Here is a 17,421-nt window from a genome sequence, read left to right as displayed (position 1 = left end):
TAAATAGTTAGGCTTGGCTTTTTTTACGACCCATCAAGCTATTAGCTACCCATGCTGGACCAATTAATAAAAATTGTAAGTCTTCAAAAAACGAGGGTTTTTTACCTTCAATTTTATGACCAATGAACTGTCCAATCCAAGCAACCACAAAAACAGCTGCCCAAACCTTAAAGCCCCATGGTAATAATGCCATTACTGACAAACAAATAAGAATAAACATTCCCATCGCCAAGAATAACGGCGTGGATAGACGCATATAAAACAACAATACCAACGCGCTAAGTACTAAGGTAAACCAGACTGATAGCGACATGCCCATGCCTAACAGGCTGACAAATATCGTGGGAACGCATAGCCAATGGATTTTTTTATTGACTAAGTTTTGATGACTAACAGAATATTCACTAAGCCATTGCTCAAGTGTGCGTTTAGATAGGCGTTTTTGCTGAGTACGAGACATACTAACCTCCATGTTAGTAGATGAATGGAAAAATCTCTCCTATCAGTTGTAGCACTAATTGAGCCAGTCCACCACATTATCTGATAGACGGCACAGTCAAAACCTATAACGTTATCAACATGTTTGCCAATATCTGCGAGCTCTTCGGTTTTATTCTTTTAAGATATCAGCATTTATGACCATACAAGATAACCGTTAACCTTGTTCACTGCGCTGCCATTCATACAGACCAATGAAGGCGTTTATTTGATATATCATGGTTTGAATGGCAAAAATGTAATTGCCCGACATTAGATTGACGATGAGCCAGACAAAGTTAACGATAATCCATAACCACCAGTTAAATGAATAGCGTAAAATCATCGCGGCTTGTGCAGTGATGGAGAGGACAAAAGCAATGACGTTGATCCAAAAGAAGGAGATAAATCCTAGGAATTTACTATTATCATTTTCAACCACTGCATAGCCATAGCTGGCGAGTAAATCATTCACCGTGGGGAAAAGTGCGAGACCAATAATAATAAAAGCGGCGGTAATCAACCAAACCGCTTTGCTCGCCGCCTTTGGTATCATGTCGCCATCAGGATCGGTATGTTTTGACCAATAAAAAATACCGTAGACATGGGTGAAAAAGTTAAAGAGCGGCGCGAGCATCAAACCGACTGCACCAGACGTCGCCTGCACGACGACTTCTCCCGCCGTCGCTGCCATTCCCAACCCGTTGCCCATGACGTTTTTGCGAAATGATAGCGAAACCACACAGACCAAACCAACGAAAGACACGCCCAAATAAAACATATCAAGTGTGGTGTGTTCTGTCGTGAGCCAAAAACCTGCGGATAATGCTATCACCCCGCAAATGAACCAAGTGACAATCCATTGCATCGCCCACTTTCCAGTAATATTATCTAATAGCTGAATACGCATAAAGCCTTTTTCCTTAAAGTATTAAAACTACAATGAGTTCTTATTTTATTTTTTAGTATCATATTATTTTTGTATTATCGCTATTCTTGCCATCGCTATTTTTACCCTGTCGTCTATCTACCATAAACATACTGTTCGATAAGTAGCAGCGCTTGCTGATAACGCGCATCGTAATCTGGCTGATCAACCATATGTGGTTTGATATCATGACGAGCAAAAATATCGACGAGACGTCGCTCAAAGCGTCCACGCGCCTCAGGCGTGCCCAATGAGCGCATGCCATCATCAATCCACGGCGTATTGTTATCCAGCATAATGGTATGATCCAAGCGAAACTCATCGATACAAGCCGCCACAAAAGGATGGCTGCGACCTTCATATTCTTCACAAAATGCTTGAGTGGTCACAAAATCGGTATCAACGATGGTGACAGGAGCGGTCGCATTAGCTGCCGCATCTCTTATAGCTTGAGCATGCTGAAGGGCAATCGGACCATAGTCATTGTATTGTAGACCGACTTCACTACCGCCCAAATCTGTACCGACATATAAGCGTCCCATCTCTAAAGCAAAGCTGGCGCCATAATAATTGGCCAGTTTATGCACCAATGTGGTCTTACCTGAACTTTCGCCGCCAACAATCGCCACCGTTTTGGTATAGTCGCCGCGCGCTTGGGGATGAATAGCTGACCAATGCGCGACTGGATTACGAGCGATGGCATAAGAATCAAACTCAGGCTGTAGCGGGGTCGTGACGACTGGTATCGATAATCGCTCATAGACACCACTCTGCGCCAATGGATGGTTTTCTGCGACAAACAAGGCTGTATCTGCTGGTAAGTCGAGCGCTGTCGTCAAACGTTGTAGTTTGGCATTGCTGGCAGGAATGTCGATTGTCACATCAACGAAGCTATCATGTAGCGGTAGCTCAATCTCATGAGTGGTATGAATTTGGATAAATGGTAAATCAGCACACGCCATCTGTAGCCAACGTGCTTTGTCTTGCAAAGTAATGTCAAAGTCTGGATGCGGTGCTGGATGCGCCATAATGATAATATGCAAGGTTTTCGCTTGTCCTGCCGCAGCCAATATACTGCGCATTTGACCTAAATGTAGTGGCTCAAAATGTCCAATCATCAATCCTGACTCGTACATAGCTTTCCTTAATTTTTATTTATTCTTAATTACACTAATTTTATCGATAGACTGCTGGAATATCTGTTATTTACCAGCATGTTATAAAGGTTTAAGGCGATTTACAGGTAGGTTATTGTAAAGGGGTATCTTTTTATACGACTTTATACGACTTTTTTCTGATAAAAATATGACCAAGTTATTAATTTAACTGTGATTGTTTGAGTATCTCACCATTTCTGAGGTTGCATCTACAAAATATCTATGTGCTGAGAATGGCTAAATATTGGATTTGTAACAACATGTTTAGTATGGCAGCAATAAAGCTAATCGTGAAACATTTTGAAATAACTATTTAAAATCAGCAGTTTATGAGACTTTATGACAGATTAGGGCAAGCTTGGTTAGCATAAACTCACAAAGTACGTCTATACGTTCAACAGATAAATATTAAATAGTTGCTATACTTATTCATAAGTTAAGAGGGCTAAGCAGCTTCCTGGCTAGAATCGGAAAAAAGCATAAAAATAGAAGCAAAAAGCAGAATTTTAAATAACTATAGAAATAATAGAGAGGTATTTGATTTGGCTAAACTAGCAAAACTACATCGCTCACAGAACAATCGCATGATAGCAGGTGTGATGGGCGGTATTGCCGAATACGTTGGCTGGTCACCGACTTGGGTGAGAGTATTATTCGTGATTATCTCATCCTTGAGTGCAGCAGTACCTGGCATCTTAATTTATATAATTTTATGGATAATCATGCCAAAAGCGACTAGTGCGTCTTACCAATAAGATTTTTTTATATTTGCTCTTATCTTTTTAATAGCTTAATATTAGTACCATTTTAATAGAATTACTATCGAGATTGGCTCAGATAGATTTTTAGCAAAAAAAAGAATAGCAGTTCGACTAAAAAACAAAAAGCCTGACTCATCAGGATACCAAAGACATACCTTTCCTCCTGCCCAGATGCTCGCGCATTTGGGTATTTTTTTATCTGCTACTTTTGTGCCTTCTATATTGCAGCAGTTTGATTACAAATGAGCCTTATAACGACTGGTTTAGGTCCGCAGCATAAATTTAATTGATGTAAATATAGATAAAATAGTCAATTTTTAGTAAGGTGAGCAGGCAAATAGAGTCGTTGCCGAATAGGCTATACGAGTGCTATCAAAACTTTATTTATAAATATCCATTCCACAGTGGCTTTACTATGAAAACCCAAACTATGACATCCCAAGCGACAACTCCGATGATAGAAAATACAGACCCTCAACCGATGACGTTTCAGGATTTAATTCTAACCCTACAGAATTATTGGGCAGATAAGGGCTGTGTTATCTTGCAGCCTTATGATATGGAAGTCGGCGCGGGTACTTTTCACACCGCGACATTTTTACGCTCGTTAGGTCCTGAGCGTTGGAATGCTGCCTATGTGCAGCCGTCACGTCGTCCAACCGATGGTCGCTACGGTGACAACCCCAACCGCTTGCAACATTACTATCAGTTTCAAGTGGTGCTTAAGCCAAATCCACCCAATATCCAAGAGCTGTATTTGGACTCGCTAAGAGCCATTGGTATTGATCCATTGGTGCACGATGTGCGTTTCGTTGAAGACAACTGGGAGTCGCCAACGCTGGGTGCATGGGGACTAGGCTGGGAGATTTGGCTCAACGGTATGGAAGTGACGCAATTTACGTACTTCCAGCAAGTAGGCGGTCTTGAATGCTTCCCAGTAACTGGTGAAATCACTTATGGACTTGAGCGCTTAGCAATGTACGTGCAGGGTGTTGACAGCGTTTACGATTTGGTTTGGGCGGATGGTGAGTTTGGCCGTGTTACTTATGGCGATGTTTTCCATCAAAACGAAGTTGAGCAATCGACTTATAACTTTGAGCATGCCGATGTGCCGATGATGGGTCAGATGTTTGATTTTTATGAGCAACAAGCGGACAAGCTAGTGGCTGAAGGTTTGTCATTACCTGCCTATGAGATGGTACTAAAAGCCTCACATGCTTTTAATTTACTTGATGCTCGTGGTGCGATTTCAGTGACTGAACGTCAGCGTTTTATCCTACGAGTACGTACGCTTGCTCGTAAGGTTGCCATTGGTTATGTCGAAGCACGCGCAAAATTGGGTTTTCCATTGGCAGATGAGGCGCATCGTCAAGCGGCGCTCGATAAGTATTTGCCAAAAGAAGAAGCCGCTGAGAATACAGAAATCAATCAAGCTATTGATAACAACCAATCTACTAATAACAATAAATAGGAGCATCCCATGAGTACCATTTTATTTGAACTGGGGTGTGAAGAGCTACCTCCAAAAAGCCTAAAACCTCTACGTGATGCGCTACAAGCGAGTGTCACCGAACAATTAAATGAAGCAGAAATCAGCTTCGATACTATCAAAGCCTTTGCTGCACCGCGTCGTTTGGCGCTTCAAATTCAGGGCATTAGCGATAAGCAGCCGGATCGTAGCGAGCAAAAACGCGGCCCTGCGATTAAAGCCGCGTTTGATGCGGAAGGTAATCCAACACGTGCAGCGATGGGTTTTGCCAAGGGTTTAGGTATTGAAGCCAGCGAGTTGATAACGATTAACACCGACAAAGGTGATTATGTCGGTTATGAGCAAATCATTCATGGTCAAGCAACTACTGAACTGTTAGCTGCCATTTTCCAGACTGCACTAGACAATCTACCGATTGCTAAGCGTATGCGTTCAGGTGCCAGCCGCAATGAATTTGTGCGTCCAGTACAGTGGGCGGTATTGATGCAAGATAGCACCGTCATTGATGCGATCATTCAGGGGCATCAGACAGGCACGCAAACTCGTGGTCATCGCTTCCATAGTCCTAATTATCATGAGATTGCGCATGCCAATGACTACGAAGAGTTACTAGGTGGTTTAAAAGTGGTTGCTGATTTTGATAAGCGTCAAATGCTGATTAAAAACCAAGTCAAAGCCTTGGCTGATGAAGTTAATTCAGATGCTATCGTGCCGCAAGATTTGTTGGATGAAGTAACCGCATTGGTTGATTTCCCTATTGCTTTACGTGCAAGTTTTGAACCGCGCTTTTTACAAGTGCCACAAGAAGCGCTTATCTCTACCATGCAAGCCGATCAGAAGTATTTTTGCTTAACCGATAAAGCGGGCAAATTACAGCCGTACTTTATTTTCATCACCAACATTGAGTCAAAAGATCCCAATCAAATTATCGAAGGTAATGAGAAAGTCGTGCGTCCACGTTTGGCTGATGCCGAGTTTTTCTTCTTACAAGACCAGAAGCAGCCATTATTTGCGTTGACAGAAAGCCTCAAAACTCGTGTCTTCCAAGACAAGCTGGGTACGATTTGGGAAAAATCTGAGCGTATTGCCAAGCTTGCCGCCTTTATTGCCGCCTTGATGCAACAGCAAGGTCAGCAGATTGATATCGATGAAACGGTGCGTGCGGGTATTTTGTCCAAAGCCGATTTGGCAAGCTCGCTCGTAGGTGAATATCCTGAATTACAAGGTATTGCAGGCACTTACTATGCGCGTTTGAATAATGAGCCTGAAGCAGTCGCGGCAAGTTTAGAAGAGCAATATTTGCCCAAGTTCAGTGGCGACGTATTACCACAGACGCCAATTGGCATTTGCTTAGCATTAGCCGACCGTTTAGATACGCTTGTTGGTATTTTTGCCATTGACCAAGCACCGACGGGTTCAAAAGATCCGTTCAGTTTGCGTCGCTCAGCCATCGGTATCTTGCGTATTTTGATCGAAAAGCAATTGCCAATTAATTTGGTAGCGCTCGTTGAACAAGCGATCAAAGGCTATAGTGACGCTGAAGGCAGCAAGATTGAAAAAATGGGCGATACGTTTACTCAGGTCATGGCATTCTTAAACTCGCGCTATCGGGCGATGTATACCGAGCAGGGAGTGAGCGTCGATACCATTCAGGCAGTGCAAGCGATTAACCCGCATATGCCGCTTGATTTTGATCAGCGTATTCGCGCGGTACAAGCCTTTAGCGAATTGTCACAAGCTTCAATGCTTGCTGATTCAAACAAGCGTGTCGCCAATATATTGGCCAAATCAGAAGTGAGTGTCGCTGATACTGTCGATGAAGCGCTATTGTCTGAATCTGCCGAGCAAAGTTTATATGCAAGTGTGCTGCAAGCGCAGACGGCGGTTAAACCGCTGCTAGAACAAGCTGATTACACACAAGTGTTGCAAACGCTTGCCAGCTTAGATAAGCCGCTGACGCAATTCTTTGATAATGTGATGGTCAACAGTGAAGACGCCGCCCTTAAAAACAACCGCTTAGCGCTGCTTAAGCAAGTACGCGCATTGTTTTTAACCGTCGCTGATATCAGTGAGTTGCAGCTATAGTTTCACTAATATAGATCGCTCACTTTATTTTCTGTTTAATACAAAAACTGGCCCGCTATGGCCAGTTTTTTACACAGTATCATGGCATTTATTGATAAATTATCATGATAAATGGATGGACAATTAACTCGCTAAAGCATAGCACTATCGTCAAGGAATTTTAGAATCGCTACAAGGCGACCGACCGCAGATAGTACACTAAGTACATCTAGGGCGGGTAACACCGTAGCGGTTTAAAAATGCTCTGACTATATCGTCAGTATTGCTGGTTAAGTTATACTGTTCAGACGTATTGAATAATCCGCCAAGCGGCTTCTATCATTCATAGCGCTTACTCATATTCAAAGGAGCACTGCCGTGTTTGCTGTTATCATTATCATCATCGTTATTTGGATAGTAATGTGGGGGTTTTATAAATTTATGTACCCGCGTGCGCCCAAAAGCATGATGCCAAAAAAAGGGGATGTGATTACACCGCGTCAGTGCAATTTTTGTGGCAACAGCTTGGCTGAATACCGCGGCGTCCTTGAAACCAAGCCCGACTTGGCTGCAAATAGTGAGAGTACTATTGGCGAAAACCAAGCATTGTTTTTTTGCAATTATGAGCATCAAGCAGATTTTCATGCAGGTAAGGTTTATAACCCTGAGGTATAAATAATTAGATTATGGCTTAGGCATAAAAAAGCGCTTGGCTCATCAGAGCGAAGCGCTTATTGTTTCGTCGCGTAATATGCGCTTATAAAACAGACTGTGCGTCTTTCATAATTTTATTTAATAGCGCTTCAGATTGTTTGTCTTGCTGTAGTCGATCTTCATCGCTTCTTTGATTGGTGTGTATTTTTTCATACAAATTTAAGCAGCACAGTACTAAGATACTTTCTTGACTGAGGCTTGGCGCATCTCGTTTGAGATCTAGTGCATGGTTATTGATATACGAGACAGCTGAGAGCAGCTCTTCTTGTTCGTGTACTGGGCAATATATAGGATAGGTGACACCCGCAATTGCAATATCAACCTTTTTGATTTGTGGTTCAGGGATAGTGGTTTTCACAGTAGCACTCGACGTATTTGAACCAGTTGCAGCGACTGGTTGTGGTTTAGAAGGAATATTCTGCTGTTGGCCATTTTGTGGCTTTTTTTCTATAGAGTTTTTGTGGTCATCGGTCATGATAAATCCTACAATGTCTGGTCAGTAAAATGAGTAATATAAGATATTACCGTTTTGATTTTGTCGGTTTCATTAGCAAGTAGTGGTGATCGGTCATCGTTTATTGCTATCACTGATCAGCCTTCTACTTGATCGATGTGGGTTAAGCGTTTTAATACAACTTGTGTACGCTCTGCTGCCAATTGATTCTTTTTCTGCAGCTCACTGTTTTGCTGTTTAATATCGCTATATTGCTGCTTTAATTCATTATTTTGTTGCTGTAACTGGCTGTTTTGTTGTTGCAATTGGCTGACCTGTTTTTGCAATTTATCTTGTTCTTCGCCTATCATATGATGCGCTTCAGCCAAGCTTTGGTAGCGCTTGTCGAGATCGTTCAATTGTTTTTTGGCACTATCGCGTTCGCTATGACTAGTATTGAGCTTGGTCGTTAATGCTGCAAGCTCTTGAGGGTCGCTAACAGGATGCTGTTTGAGGCTGCTAAGTTCAGCACTGACAAGCTGATACTGTTTTTTTATGTCGAGTATCATTTTTTCTAATATTCTAAGTTGATCATACATAGTCAGTTTTTATCCTTAACAAGTAAGCGTGAATGAATTTTGTTCTCTGCGTTTAATAATGCCATAGGTGACCGCATAATATCTATATCAACAAAGTAATTACCTATATTAGACGTTGTTTGTTTATTTTTATTAGCCATGGTTTGATTGATAATATCAAGCGATGTCTCACACCTATTTTATCCGTCTGTTTTTATTTTTTAAGCAATATTTTTTAAGCAATAATCAATCACTAGGACCTCTATTATGAATGACAATATATCTGGCTGGAATACATGGCTGACTGCTTTTGATGACTGGACTGACGTCTCCATCAGCGAAGTGCATGGCTTGATGACAGGGCTGATGACTGCCTGTAATGCGCCTGATGAGCAAGTATGGGCTAAGGTCTTTGAGGAGCTCAGTTTTGCGCCTTTACCTGACGAGGCATTGACACTATTAACAGAAGAAGCGGAAGACACGGTTTTTCAGCTTAAAGACAAAGACGATGCTTATTCTTATACGCCATTAGTGCCAGATGATGAACATGATTTGTACGAGCGCGTGATGGCATTGAAACAGTGGGCAAATGGTTTTATGACCGGTTTTGGGATTACCGACTGTGGTCTCAGTGGTGACGAAAATGAGATGCTGTCTGATTTGGCTAAAATCGGTGGTATTCGCTTAGAAGATGATGAAAAATTTGAAGGTGGCGAAGAGTCTTATCTGCATATTTATGAGTTTGCGCGCATGGTGCCAGTGAGCTTTGCCACCCGCACGCGTAAACCTGTCAAAGATATTGCCCTGATTGCTGGACTGGCTATCGATGCAAAAACCACCAAAGAGCTGCAGGCAGAAGGCAAGTTACCAAAGCCAATGCCGCCAGTCGTTGATGCGATGAATCAAAACCGTCCTTCATAATAAAGACGCTATCGTAAATGCTTTGATATGAGTTGATATTCAACACGTCCTAGTATGAAGTGATAAAAGGAGATGGAGATGATAACTGACAATGATATGATTCATTTACGCCGCTCTATTGAGCTTGCTACTGAAGCTTTAGAGGCGGGCGATGAGCCATTTGGTAGCGTATTGGTCGACGGCGATGGTCATGTGCTGCATGAAGATCGTAACCGAGCCAATTCTGTCGATGCTACTTATCATCCTGAAATTGCCGTTGCTAAATGGGCAGCAGCAAATATGACAGCGGAGGCGCGCGATAACGCTGTGGTTTATACCTCAGGCGAGCATTGTGCCATGTGTTCGGCCGCGCATGCGTGGGCAGGGCTTGGTCGTATCGTTTATGTCAGCTCATCAAAACAGTTGGATGAATGGATGGAGGAGATGGGCGTAAAATCCTCATCACCGATCAATTCATTAAGTATTCAAGAAGTAGCACCAAATGTATTAGTACAAGGTCCGATTACTGAATTAGATGCAGAAGTAAAGGCGCTGCAACAGTGCGCATTTCAAAGACGCTAACGCTTTATATTTTTACTATTCCAGAAATTATAGTAGCGAAAAACGAGTGCGAGTACTACATCTAGTAGGCTTGGAAAATTTAACATCGCTAACCGTATTTCTAAAATCGGTATCATATCGTGATAAGGATATTTCATGACTTCGAACAATAATAATCAGCTCAAAAATATATCTTACCCTGCGCATAGTATCGATTGGCTAACGCGTCTGATTGCTTTCGATACGGTCAGTCGCCATTCAAATTTAGCTTTGATTGAAGATGTGCAAGCGTACTGTGAACAATTAGGTTTGATAGTAGACTTGACTTTTAATGAAGCCAAAAACAAAGCCAATCTATTCGTTACTGTGCCAGCAGGGGCAAACGCTGACGAAGTCAATCACGGTCTGGTGCTGTCTGGTCATACGGATGTGGTGCCAGTTGATGGTCAAGATTGGACGTCAGATCCATTCACTGCGACGATACGTGGCGATAAGCTATATGGACGCGGTGCATGTGATATGAAAGGCTTTATCGCTTGTGCATTGACGTTATTACCACGCGCTGTGCAGTTATCCAATGAAGGTCAGTTGCGTCGCCCGCTGCACTTGGCGCTGTCATTCGATGAAGAAGTGGGCTGCTTGGGTGCGCCATTGATACTGGCAGATTTGAAAGCGCGTGGTATCACCCCTGATTATTGTATCGTTGGTGAGCCAACCAATATGACGATGGTTGTGGCACATAAAGGCATTGCCGTTTATCGTTGCCGCGTCCATGGTAAGTCTGCGCATTCGTCATTGACCGCCCAAGGTGTCAATGCTATCAGCTATGCCAGTCGTTTGATTGGTTATGTCGATGATTTAGCAGAAGAATTGAGCCATCGTGACGATAATGATACGTTGTTTGATGTACCTTATTCGACACTTTCAGTGGGCACGATAAAGGGTGGGACGGCGACCAATATTGTTCCCAATCTATGTGAGTTTACCTTTGACTATCGCAATCTGCCGCATATGACGCAAGACGATATCCTCGCGCCGATTCAGGCGAAGGTTGCAGAGCTTAGCGCACAAATGCAAGCACGCGCTGCCGATACTGGCATTGAGCTGCTGCAAGAAGAAAGCGTACCGGCAATGACCGATAGCGACAGCGCTGAGCTACAAGCGTTGATAGCTGCTTTGACGGGCGATGAAAAACGTCATAAAGTCGCTTATGCCACTGAAGGCGGGCAATTTACTAATGCTGGCATCCCAACGATTATCTGCGGTCCCGGTAGTATTGAGCAGGCGCATAAAGCTGATGAATACGTTAAGCTGAGTGAAATTGAGCGATGTGATGGTTTTTTACAGAAGTTATTAGACAGCTGTGCGATCAATTGATGGATTAAATCAGCAAGTGTTCCTTTCTGTTATCAGCAAGTGACGAGTTAGCAGAAAAGACACCGTCTTTATGGCGGTGTTTATTTTTTAGCAGTTTGGCAGTATTACGATAAATTTTTATAAATAATAAAGTAGGGGTTGGTCGATGTCTTGGCATCTGTTTGCAGTATTCTTTGCAAGTACGTTTTTTATTTCAGCCACCCCAGGTCCCAATATGCTGCTCGCGTTTCAGTATGGCATGAACTATGGCGTAAAGCGCACATTGTGGACGCTGGCAGGACTGAGCCTCGGGTTATTTATATTACTGCTTTCGACCCTACTTGGACTCGATGTGATCAGTCGCCAGTCGCCTTGGTTGTTGACAGTCATTAAAGCAGTGGGTGCGGCTTATTTAATCTATCTGGGTATTAGCTCTTGGCGCGATGCAGGCGATGGCAGCTTGATGAGTGATGCTCGTGAAATGAGCGAAGAAGTCGCGGCTGAATATTCTATTTCTGGCAGTGAAGATACAGCTGGTACACCGCAGCCGCGTTCGCTCTCAAGCGCAGCGGTGAGAATCTCGCCAAGCAATGTGACCTTGTTTCGTACAGGTGTATGGGTATCGCTATCTAACCCCAAAGCCATCTTATTTTTTGCCGCTTTCTTTCCTAAATTTATCAATTTTAGTGCGCCGTTATGGCCACAATATGTTTTATTAACGATAGGGTTGTTCTTAAGTGAAACAATTTGGCAAATCGTTTATACCTTGGGTGGTACAAAACTGGCAAGTTGGCTCGATGTTGGCAATCGTTTAGCGTGGCTCAATCGTGGTTGCGGCGTCATATTTATCATCATTGCAGCCGCTTTATTGGTTGAAGTCATAAATGGTTTTGTGGTTTAAAAAACGAATCTAATGGGTTACGTTTTATCGCCGCTTTCTACGTGAGCTTGACAAAAGTAATTCACCCTGCACACTGAGACAGGTAGCTTAGTTTGATCTATTAGGTATTTTATGATTGGGCAGATGATCGTATGTTAAATATTGAGATAAAAATTTTAAGTGTTAATGAGCTTAACGATTTCAGAACTATCAGACTTTCAGCTCTAGAAAAATCTCCAAGAATGTTTGGATCTACATATGTAGCAGAAGTAGCAAAACCTCCAATTTTTTTTGAAAATTGCTTATCAAGTTCAACTGTATTTGGCGCCTATCATAAAAATAAAATCATAGGTTTAGCCACCTTCACACAAGAGACTGGAATAAAGTTTTCTCATAAAGCGTATCTATCCAGTGTATTCATTGAACCTGAATTCCGAGAAAAAGGCATAGCAAGTCAATTGCTTAGGGAAGTTGTGGAGTATAGTAAAAAATATGTGGAACAAATTTTACTTACTGTAGCTGATGATAATAAGCCTGCTATTAATTTCTATAAAAATTTTGGTTTTCAAACTTATGGAATAGAACCAATGGCATTGAAAGATAATGAGGAATATATTGATGAGATCTTAATGAAGTGTTTTGTGTTATAGCACTTTTACTGTGTTCAAAAGTCAATATCTCAATATCTCTTTACAGCAATCATTTAGAAAGTTAAGTATCGTTTGCACTCTCTTTGAGAGCTTGATAAAACTAACCCACTTTATGAATTAAAAAGCCGTTCGCTATTATAGTAAACGGCTTTTTTATTTTTACTCAAGCTTGTAACTTAACGGTTACGCCAATATTTCGATTAGCTCACCTTTTACCATGTGTGGACTGACAAAATCAGTAATACGTACGCTCACGAGTTTACCCAACATCTCCTCCATTTTCTCAACATCATGAGGGAACATGACCGTACGTGTATTATCCGCAGTGCCAATTAAGCAATCAGGATGGCGGTTGGCAACTTGTTCAACCAATACGCGAGTCGTAGTACCGACCATCTCATGCGTTTTCGCAAGCGTTGAGTCAATGATGACTTTTTGAAATTCAGCCAAGCGCTCTTTTTTAGTTTTGAAGCTCACATCATCTGGCAACTCAGCGGCTGGCGTGCCTGGGCGCTTCGAGTAGATAAAGCTGTAAGAGTGATCGAAGTTCAATTCTTTGGCTAGATTTAAAGTATCTTGGAAATCTTGATCCGTCTCGCCAGGGAAGCCAATGATAAAGTCACTCGACAAGTGAATATCAGGGCGAATGGCTTTAAGCTTATTAATCTGATTGATATAAACGTCAATCGTATGGTTGCGTTTCATCGCTGCCAAGATAGCGTTTGAGCCACTTTGTACAGGTAGATGCAAGTGTGACACCAGCTCTGGCAGTTGTGCATAGGCATCAATAATGTCATCAGTGAATTCTAGCGGATGGCTGGTCGTATAACGAATACGCTCGACACCATCGACATGCGAGACATAGTGCAACAGCTCAGCGAAACGGCAAATGCTGCCATCGTCTTTTTCACCGCGATAGCCGTTGACATTTTGGCCCAACAGATTGATTTCACGCACGCCTTGCGCTGCTAAGCTATCAATCTCTGCCAAGACATCATCGAGTGGACGCGACAATTCTTCACCGCGGGTATAAGGCACCACGCAAAATGAGCAATATTTTGAGCAACCTTCCATGATAGAGACAAAGGCTTTAAAGCCTTCTACTCTTGGCTCAGGTAAAAAGTCGAATTTTTCAATACTTGGGAAGGATACGTCAACTGTGCCGATGCGATTTTTTGGTGCGATTTCACGCTGCTCATGTGATTGATCATACAGCTCTGGCAAACGGTGTAATGTCTGCGGGCCAAATACCATATCGACATAAGGCGCGCGTTTTTGAATGTTATCGCCTTCTTGAGAGGCTACGCAACCACCGACACCAATGACGAGATCAGGGCGCTTTTCTTTTAGCTTGCGCCAGCGACCCAATTCTGAAAACACCTTTTCTTGCGCTTTTTCGCGGATAGAGCAAGTATTCATCAGCAATACATCGGCTTCATCAATATCGTGTGTGACTTCCATACCGTGTGAATCACCGAGCACATCCAGCATTTTGCCAGAATCATAGACATTCATCTGACAGCCCTGCGTGGTGACAAAAACTTTCTTAGTCGCTGATTTGACAGGTGCTTGGGCTGAACTTGATTCTTTGAGTGCAGTGACAGCAGGCGCAGTAGCGGTTGTTTCAGCGACAGCAGTGTCATCGATGCGGGGATTAAATACAGTAACACTCATAAGGATAAGTCCATGATTGACTAAAAATATAGCGTGATAGGTGATTAACAGGTGGCGTATTTTATCACAACCCTATGACAATGTGAAAAATTAGCAGGGTCAATTGTTGGTCGTTATGATAAATTATTTATAACAGTATCAATTGTTTACTGCTGCTAATAACGCGTTTGGCAAAAATTATAGCTTGCTATCACTTCTATGTTACACCGTGCTATCGTATTTATTAACAAAAGGTAAAGGTGATGGTTGAAAGTGCAACGAGTATAGTATGATGAATGCGACCATATTAGCGCGATTGATTAAATCGCGATTGATTAAATCGCGATTTACGCCGTTTTGGCATTGTTATTTTAAACATATTATTTAGCCAAATCATTTGGACACATTACAAAGAGAGTCAGTATGACAAAGCCGCAGGTTGCTCATAGCATCAAGGATAGAGAATCTATTAAGCAAAATGAAGATGCAAAACGAATGAAAGCAAGGACGCTACGAGTAAGTGCGTTAAGTTTGGCGACAGCAGTGAGTGCGCTAGGATTGTCACAAGTGGCTTGTGCTGAGCTGACGTGGGGCGAAGAGGACAGTTATCAGCAAGAAGGCAGCTATCAACAAAACAGTGGCTATCAGTCAGACAATGGTGTGAGCTCATTTACAGCAGCGGCAATTGCGGCAGAACGCGGTGATGTCAGTGCCTTATACAATTATGAGCAAGCAATGAGCGGCGGTTTGTTTGCCATGTATCCCACTTATTGGCGGATGAATTTAGATCTTAATTCGCAAAGTTCGGCGGCGGTATCACAGTTTGTGCGTCAATATCCAAATACGGTGATGGCAGAAAAGCTGGTGGCGGATTTTGCTGAGACTAAAGCAGGCTCCAATGATTACGCCTCAGTACGCCAAGTTGCGAATTTGATTACCAATGCGGATGCCAGTGAGCGCTGTGCGGTTGCGCTTGGGTTCAATAATGGCGGCGATACTATGCGGGCTATGGCAGCCAAGTCTGAAGTTTGGTTGACGACCAAAAAGCAGCCAGCCTTGTGTGACCAGCTCGCGATGGAGATGAATAATAACGCGCTGATTAGCAATCAGGATCGCGCGGCGCGGCTCAAGCGTATGCTACGCAAAGGCAAAACGGGTGACATTATGGCATTGTCATCACGTTTAGGAACGCCCATTGCTTATTCAGCATTGAGTGAGATTCAACTGAATCCGTCTACTTTTTTTAGCCGTTTTAGTCGAGAACCTGCCAGTCAAAACAATCAATACCTATATCTATATGCTATGGGACGCGTTGCTGATAAGTCTTACCGTGAAGCTGCATTACAGTTAGATTTTGATGTTAAGCAAGACAATCAGCGTTCAGTTAAATTGTTGAATGCGGAGACTCGTCGCTATGCGTATCGCATCCTTGGGGTGCAACGTATGAATCATAATACGGATGATGGTTTTAATGCTGAGGCGGTTGACTGGTTTCGCAATAGCTTAGACGAAGATTTTAATTTTGAAGAAGCTGAAGATTATGCCATGGCAGCGATTCGCTTTAGCCGCTGGGATGATGTGGTCGAAGCCATCTCAAAAATGGAGGCTGAAACCCAAAAAAGTGATCAGTGGCAATATTGGCTGGCTCGCGCTTATGAGCAATCAAGTGATGCTAACAAGCGTAATACTGCTAAAAAAATGTATCAAAACTTGGCAAAAAATAATGACTATTATGGCTTAATGGCAAAGGACAAAGTGGGTCAGCGTTTTGATGCCAGTCGTTTGGGTGGTAATAACTTACCAAATGTCAGTACCGCTGATCGCGCACGTGTCATGCAAGATGCCAACTTTGCGCGTGCTTTTGCTCTATATAATGCTGACGCCAGCCGTGCCTATGCCAATCGTGAATGGAACTGGGCGGTAAAGCAGGCGCGCGACAAGCGTGATGATAACTTGATTATTGCCGCTGCTCGTCAAGCCTATGATATGGGCTGGCTCGACCGAGCAATTTATGCCGTTGATAATACTGATAGAGTAGACAGCTTAGCGTTATCACATCCGATGCCGCATCAAGATGCAGTCGTACGTTATAGTCAGTCTGCTGGTATCGATCCTGCTTGGGCTTATGGCATCATGCGTCAAGAAAGTCGTTTTGTTGCATCAGCACGCTCAAACGTTGGTGCCAGTGGTTTGATGCAGGTGATGCCTGACACAGCAAAATATATTGCTCGAAATTTAGGTGAGACCTATAGCGCCAGCCGTGCCAATAGTGGCGATACCAATATTCGTTATGGCACGTGGTATATGGGTGATATTTTCGGTAAGCTAAACCGTCAACCTGTGTTGGCAACGGCTGGCTATAATGCGGGTCCGAACAATGCCAAGCGTTGGCAACCAGTATATGGTTCGCTCGCAGCCGACCAGTACGTCGAGTCGATTGCCTTTCCTGAAACCCGTAATTACGTTAAACACGTTATGGAAAACGCCACCATTTATAGCAGTCTATTAGGTCGTAGTCAGCCTATTAGCCAGCGCATGGGCACGATACCTGCCGCGCTCTAAAATGCTAATGTATAAACCAAAAAAACCATTCGTGAGCAATCATTAATGGTTTTTTTATGTCACTTTTTATCGTGCAATCAACGCTAGCTTTGTCTTGACGCGATGCCTAATTCGACGCCCAAACTCGCTGATGATGACATGCTAACGTTGCGATATTTTTGTACTATTGATGCTATCATTAGCTTATGTTTACGTTTCTGCTATAGATTAAAAAAAACGTTTTGCTACCATTGCATCAATTAGTGTCTTTTATACGTG

16 protein-coding genes are annotated in these 17,421 nt (G+C 42.8%); 10 read left to right on the top strand and 6 right to left on the bottom strand.

Translation table 11 applies throughout. The annotated features are described in order from the left end of the window. Positions 1-7: 7 nt before the first annotated feature. The 3 genes from ACI2JM_RS07485 to nadR form a co-directional block, all read right to left on the bottom strand. Positions 8-460, bottom strand: coding sequence for a DUF962 domain-containing protein (locus tag ACI2JM_RS07485; protein ID WP_198329499.1), 453 nt, complete (start codon positions 458-460; stop codon positions 8-10). A 195-nt stretch (positions 461-655) separates the two neighbouring features. Continuing rightward, positions 656-1,387 carry a nicotinamide riboside transporter PnuC gene (pnuC, locus tag ACI2JM_RS07480; RefSeq protein ID WP_404643286.1) on the bottom strand — a complete coding sequence of 244 codons (732 nt, stop codon included), beginning with the start codon at positions 1,385-1,387 and terminating at the stop codon, positions 656-658. Positions 1,388-1,500: 113 nt separating this feature from the next. Next, on the bottom strand, positions 1,501-2,541 hold the full coding sequence (gene nadR, locus ACI2JM_RS07475) for a multifunctional transcriptional regulator/nicotinamide-nucleotide adenylyltransferase/ribosylnicotinamide kinase NadR (RefSeq protein ID WP_404643284.1): 1,041 nt from the start codon (positions 2,539-2,541) through the stop codon (positions 1,501-1,503). A 563-nt stretch (positions 2,542-3,104) separates the two neighbouring features. Here nadR and ACI2JM_RS07470 point away from each other — a divergent pair. From ACI2JM_RS07470 to ACI2JM_RS07455, 4 genes are all read left to right on the top strand, one after another. Next, complete coding sequence (locus ACI2JM_RS07470) at positions 3,105-3,317, top strand: PspC domain-containing protein (RefSeq protein WP_045454060.1); 213 nt, start codon at positions 3,105-3,107, stop codon at positions 3,315-3,317. 487 nt (positions 3,318-3,804) lie between these two features. After that, the gene (gene glyQ / locus ACI2JM_RS07465) at positions 3,805-4,794 is read left to right on the top strand and encodes a glycine--tRNA ligase subunit alpha (protein WP_404643457.1); all 990 of its coding nucleotides are present in this window, start codon (positions 3,805-3,807) and stop codon (positions 4,792-4,794) included. A 9-nt stretch (positions 4,795-4,803) separates the two neighbouring features. Next, entirely contained in the window at positions 4,804-6,897 is a 2,094-nt protein-coding gene (glyS, locus tag ACI2JM_RS07460) for a glycine--tRNA ligase subunit beta (RefSeq protein ID WP_404643282.1), read from the top strand. Positions 6,898-7,254: 357 nt separating this feature from the next. Continuing rightward, positions 7,255-7,551, top strand: coding sequence for a hypothetical protein (locus ACI2JM_RS07455; protein WP_372860152.1), 297 nt, complete (start codon positions 7,255-7,257; stop codon positions 7,549-7,551). A gap of 82 nt (positions 7,552-7,633) precedes the next feature. On the opposite strand, the gene ACI2JM_RS07450 is transcribed toward ACI2JM_RS07455, so the two are convergent. Together ACI2JM_RS07450 and ACI2JM_RS07445 are read right to left on the bottom strand one after the other, a co-directional pair. Beyond that, the gene (locus ACI2JM_RS07450) at positions 7,634-8,065 is read right to left on the bottom strand and encodes a cell division protein ZapA (protein WP_372860153.1); all 432 of its coding nucleotides are present in this window, start codon (positions 8,063-8,065) and stop codon (positions 7,634-7,636) included. Between the two features lie 116 nt (positions 8,066-8,181). Then, positions 8,182-8,622 carry a hypothetical protein gene (locus tag ACI2JM_RS07445; RefSeq protein ID WP_372860154.1) on the bottom strand — a complete coding sequence of 147 codons (441 nt, stop codon included), beginning with the start codon at positions 8,620-8,622 and terminating at the stop codon, positions 8,182-8,184. A gap of 246 nt (positions 8,623-8,868) precedes the next feature. Between ACI2JM_RS07445 and ACI2JM_RS07440 the strand changes: the two genes are divergently transcribed. The 5 genes from ACI2JM_RS07440 to ACI2JM_RS07420 all read left to right on the top strand — a co-directional run bounded on the left by ACI2JM_RS07440 (position 8,869) and on the right by ACI2JM_RS07420 (position 12,948). Then, positions 8,869-9,522, top strand: coding sequence for a UPF0149 family protein (locus ACI2JM_RS07440; RefSeq protein WP_201560632.1), 654 nt, complete (start codon positions 8,869-8,871; stop codon positions 9,520-9,522). A gap of 78 nt (positions 9,523-9,600) precedes the next feature. Then, entirely contained in the window at positions 9,601-10,083 is a 483-nt protein-coding gene (locus tag ACI2JM_RS07435) for a nucleoside deaminase (RefSeq protein WP_404643280.1), read from the top strand. Positions 10,084-10,218: 135 nt separating this feature from the next. Continuing rightward, positions 10,219-11,439: an acetylornithine deacetylase gene (gene argE / locus ACI2JM_RS07430; RefSeq protein ID WP_404643278.1), complete on the top strand. Its 1,221-nt coding sequence runs from the start codon at positions 10,219-10,221 to the stop codon at positions 11,437-11,439. A gap of 145 nt (positions 11,440-11,584) precedes the next feature. After that, positions 11,585-12,319, top strand: a complete 735-nt coding sequence (locus tag ACI2JM_RS07425; RefSeq protein ID WP_404643276.1) for a LysE family translocator — start codon at positions 11,585-11,587, stop codon at positions 12,317-12,319. A 131-nt stretch (positions 12,320-12,450) separates the two neighbouring features. Continuing rightward, positions 12,451-12,948 (top strand): GNAT family N-acetyltransferase, encoded by a 498-nt coding sequence (locus ACI2JM_RS07420; protein WP_045454080.1) that lies wholly within the window; start codon positions 12,451-12,453, stop codon positions 12,946-12,948. 183 nt (positions 12,949-13,131) lie between these two features. Here the strand turns inward: ACI2JM_RS07420 and miaB are convergent, their stop codons facing one another. Next, positions 13,132-14,622: a tRNA (N6-isopentenyl adenosine(37)-C2)-methylthiotransferase MiaB gene (gene miaB, locus ACI2JM_RS07415; protein ID WP_404643274.1), complete on the bottom strand. Its 1,491-nt coding sequence runs from the start codon at positions 14,620-14,622 to the stop codon at positions 13,132-13,134. A gap of 402 nt (positions 14,623-15,024) precedes the next feature. On the opposite strand from miaB, the gene ACI2JM_RS07410 reads away from it, so the two are divergent. Beyond that, positions 15,025-17,163, top strand: coding sequence for a transglycosylase SLT domain-containing protein (locus ACI2JM_RS07410; protein WP_404643272.1), 2,139 nt, complete (start codon positions 15,025-15,027; stop codon positions 17,161-17,163). Positions 17,164-17,421 lie beyond the last annotated feature (258 nt).

The organism is Psychrobacter sp. NPDC064578 (genome assembly GCF_044901245.1).
Lineage (GTDB): Bacteria > Pseudomonadota > Gammaproteobacteria > Pseudomonadales > Moraxellaceae > Psychrobacter > Psychrobacter cibarius_C.
This window is presented reverse-complemented; position numbering and strand designations above follow the sequence as displayed.

Bases quoted from the DNA above. Each gene is read 5' to 3' on its own strand.
- ACI2JM_RS07485 (WP_198329499.1), bottom strand. From the start codon at position 460: ATGTCTCGTACTCAGCAAAAACGCCTATCTAAACGCACACTTGAGCAA.
- pnuC (WP_404643286.1), bottom strand. From the start codon at position 1,387: ATGCGTATTCAGCTATTAGATAATATTACTGGAAAGTGGGCGATGCAA.
- nadR (WP_404643284.1), bottom strand. From the start codon at position 2,541: ATGTACGAGTCAGGATTGATGATTGGACATTTTGAGCCACTACATTTA.
- glyQ (WP_404643457.1), top strand. From the start codon at position 3,805: ATGACGTTTCAGGATTTAATTCTAACCCTACAGAATTATTGGGCAGAT.
- glyS (WP_404643282.1), top strand. From the start codon at position 4,804: ATGAGTACCATTTTATTTGAACTGGGGTGTGAAGAGCTACCTCCAAAA.
- ACI2JM_RS07450 (WP_372860153.1), bottom strand. From the start codon at position 8,065: ATGACCGATGACCACAAAAACTCTATAGAAAAAAAGCCACAAAATGGC.
- ACI2JM_RS07445 (WP_372860154.1), bottom strand. From the start codon at position 8,622: ATGTATGATCAACTTAGAATATTAGAAAAAATGATACTCGACATAAAA.
- ACI2JM_RS07440 (WP_201560632.1), top strand. From the start codon at position 8,869: ATGAATGACAATATATCTGGCTGGAATACATGGCTGACTGCTTTTGAT.
- ACI2JM_RS07435 (WP_404643280.1), top strand. From the start codon at position 9,601: ATGATAACTGACAATGATATGATTCATTTACGCCGCTCTATTGAGCTT.
- argE (WP_404643278.1), top strand. From the start codon at position 10,219: ATGACTTCGAACAATAATAATCAGCTCAAAAATATATCTTACCCTGCG.
- ACI2JM_RS07425 (WP_404643276.1), top strand. From the start codon at position 11,585: ATGTCTTGGCATCTGTTTGCAGTATTCTTTGCAAGTACGTTTTTTATT.
- ACI2JM_RS07420 (WP_045454080.1), top strand. From the start codon at position 12,451: ATGTTAAATATTGAGATAAAAATTTTAAGTGTTAATGAGCTTAACGAT.
- miaB (WP_404643274.1), bottom strand. From the start codon at position 14,622: ATGAGTGTTACTGTATTTAATCCCCGCATCGATGACACTGCTGTCGCT.
- ACI2JM_RS07410 (WP_404643272.1), top strand. From the start codon at position 15,025: ATGACAAAGCCGCAGGTTGCTCATAGCATCAAGGATAGAGAATCTATT.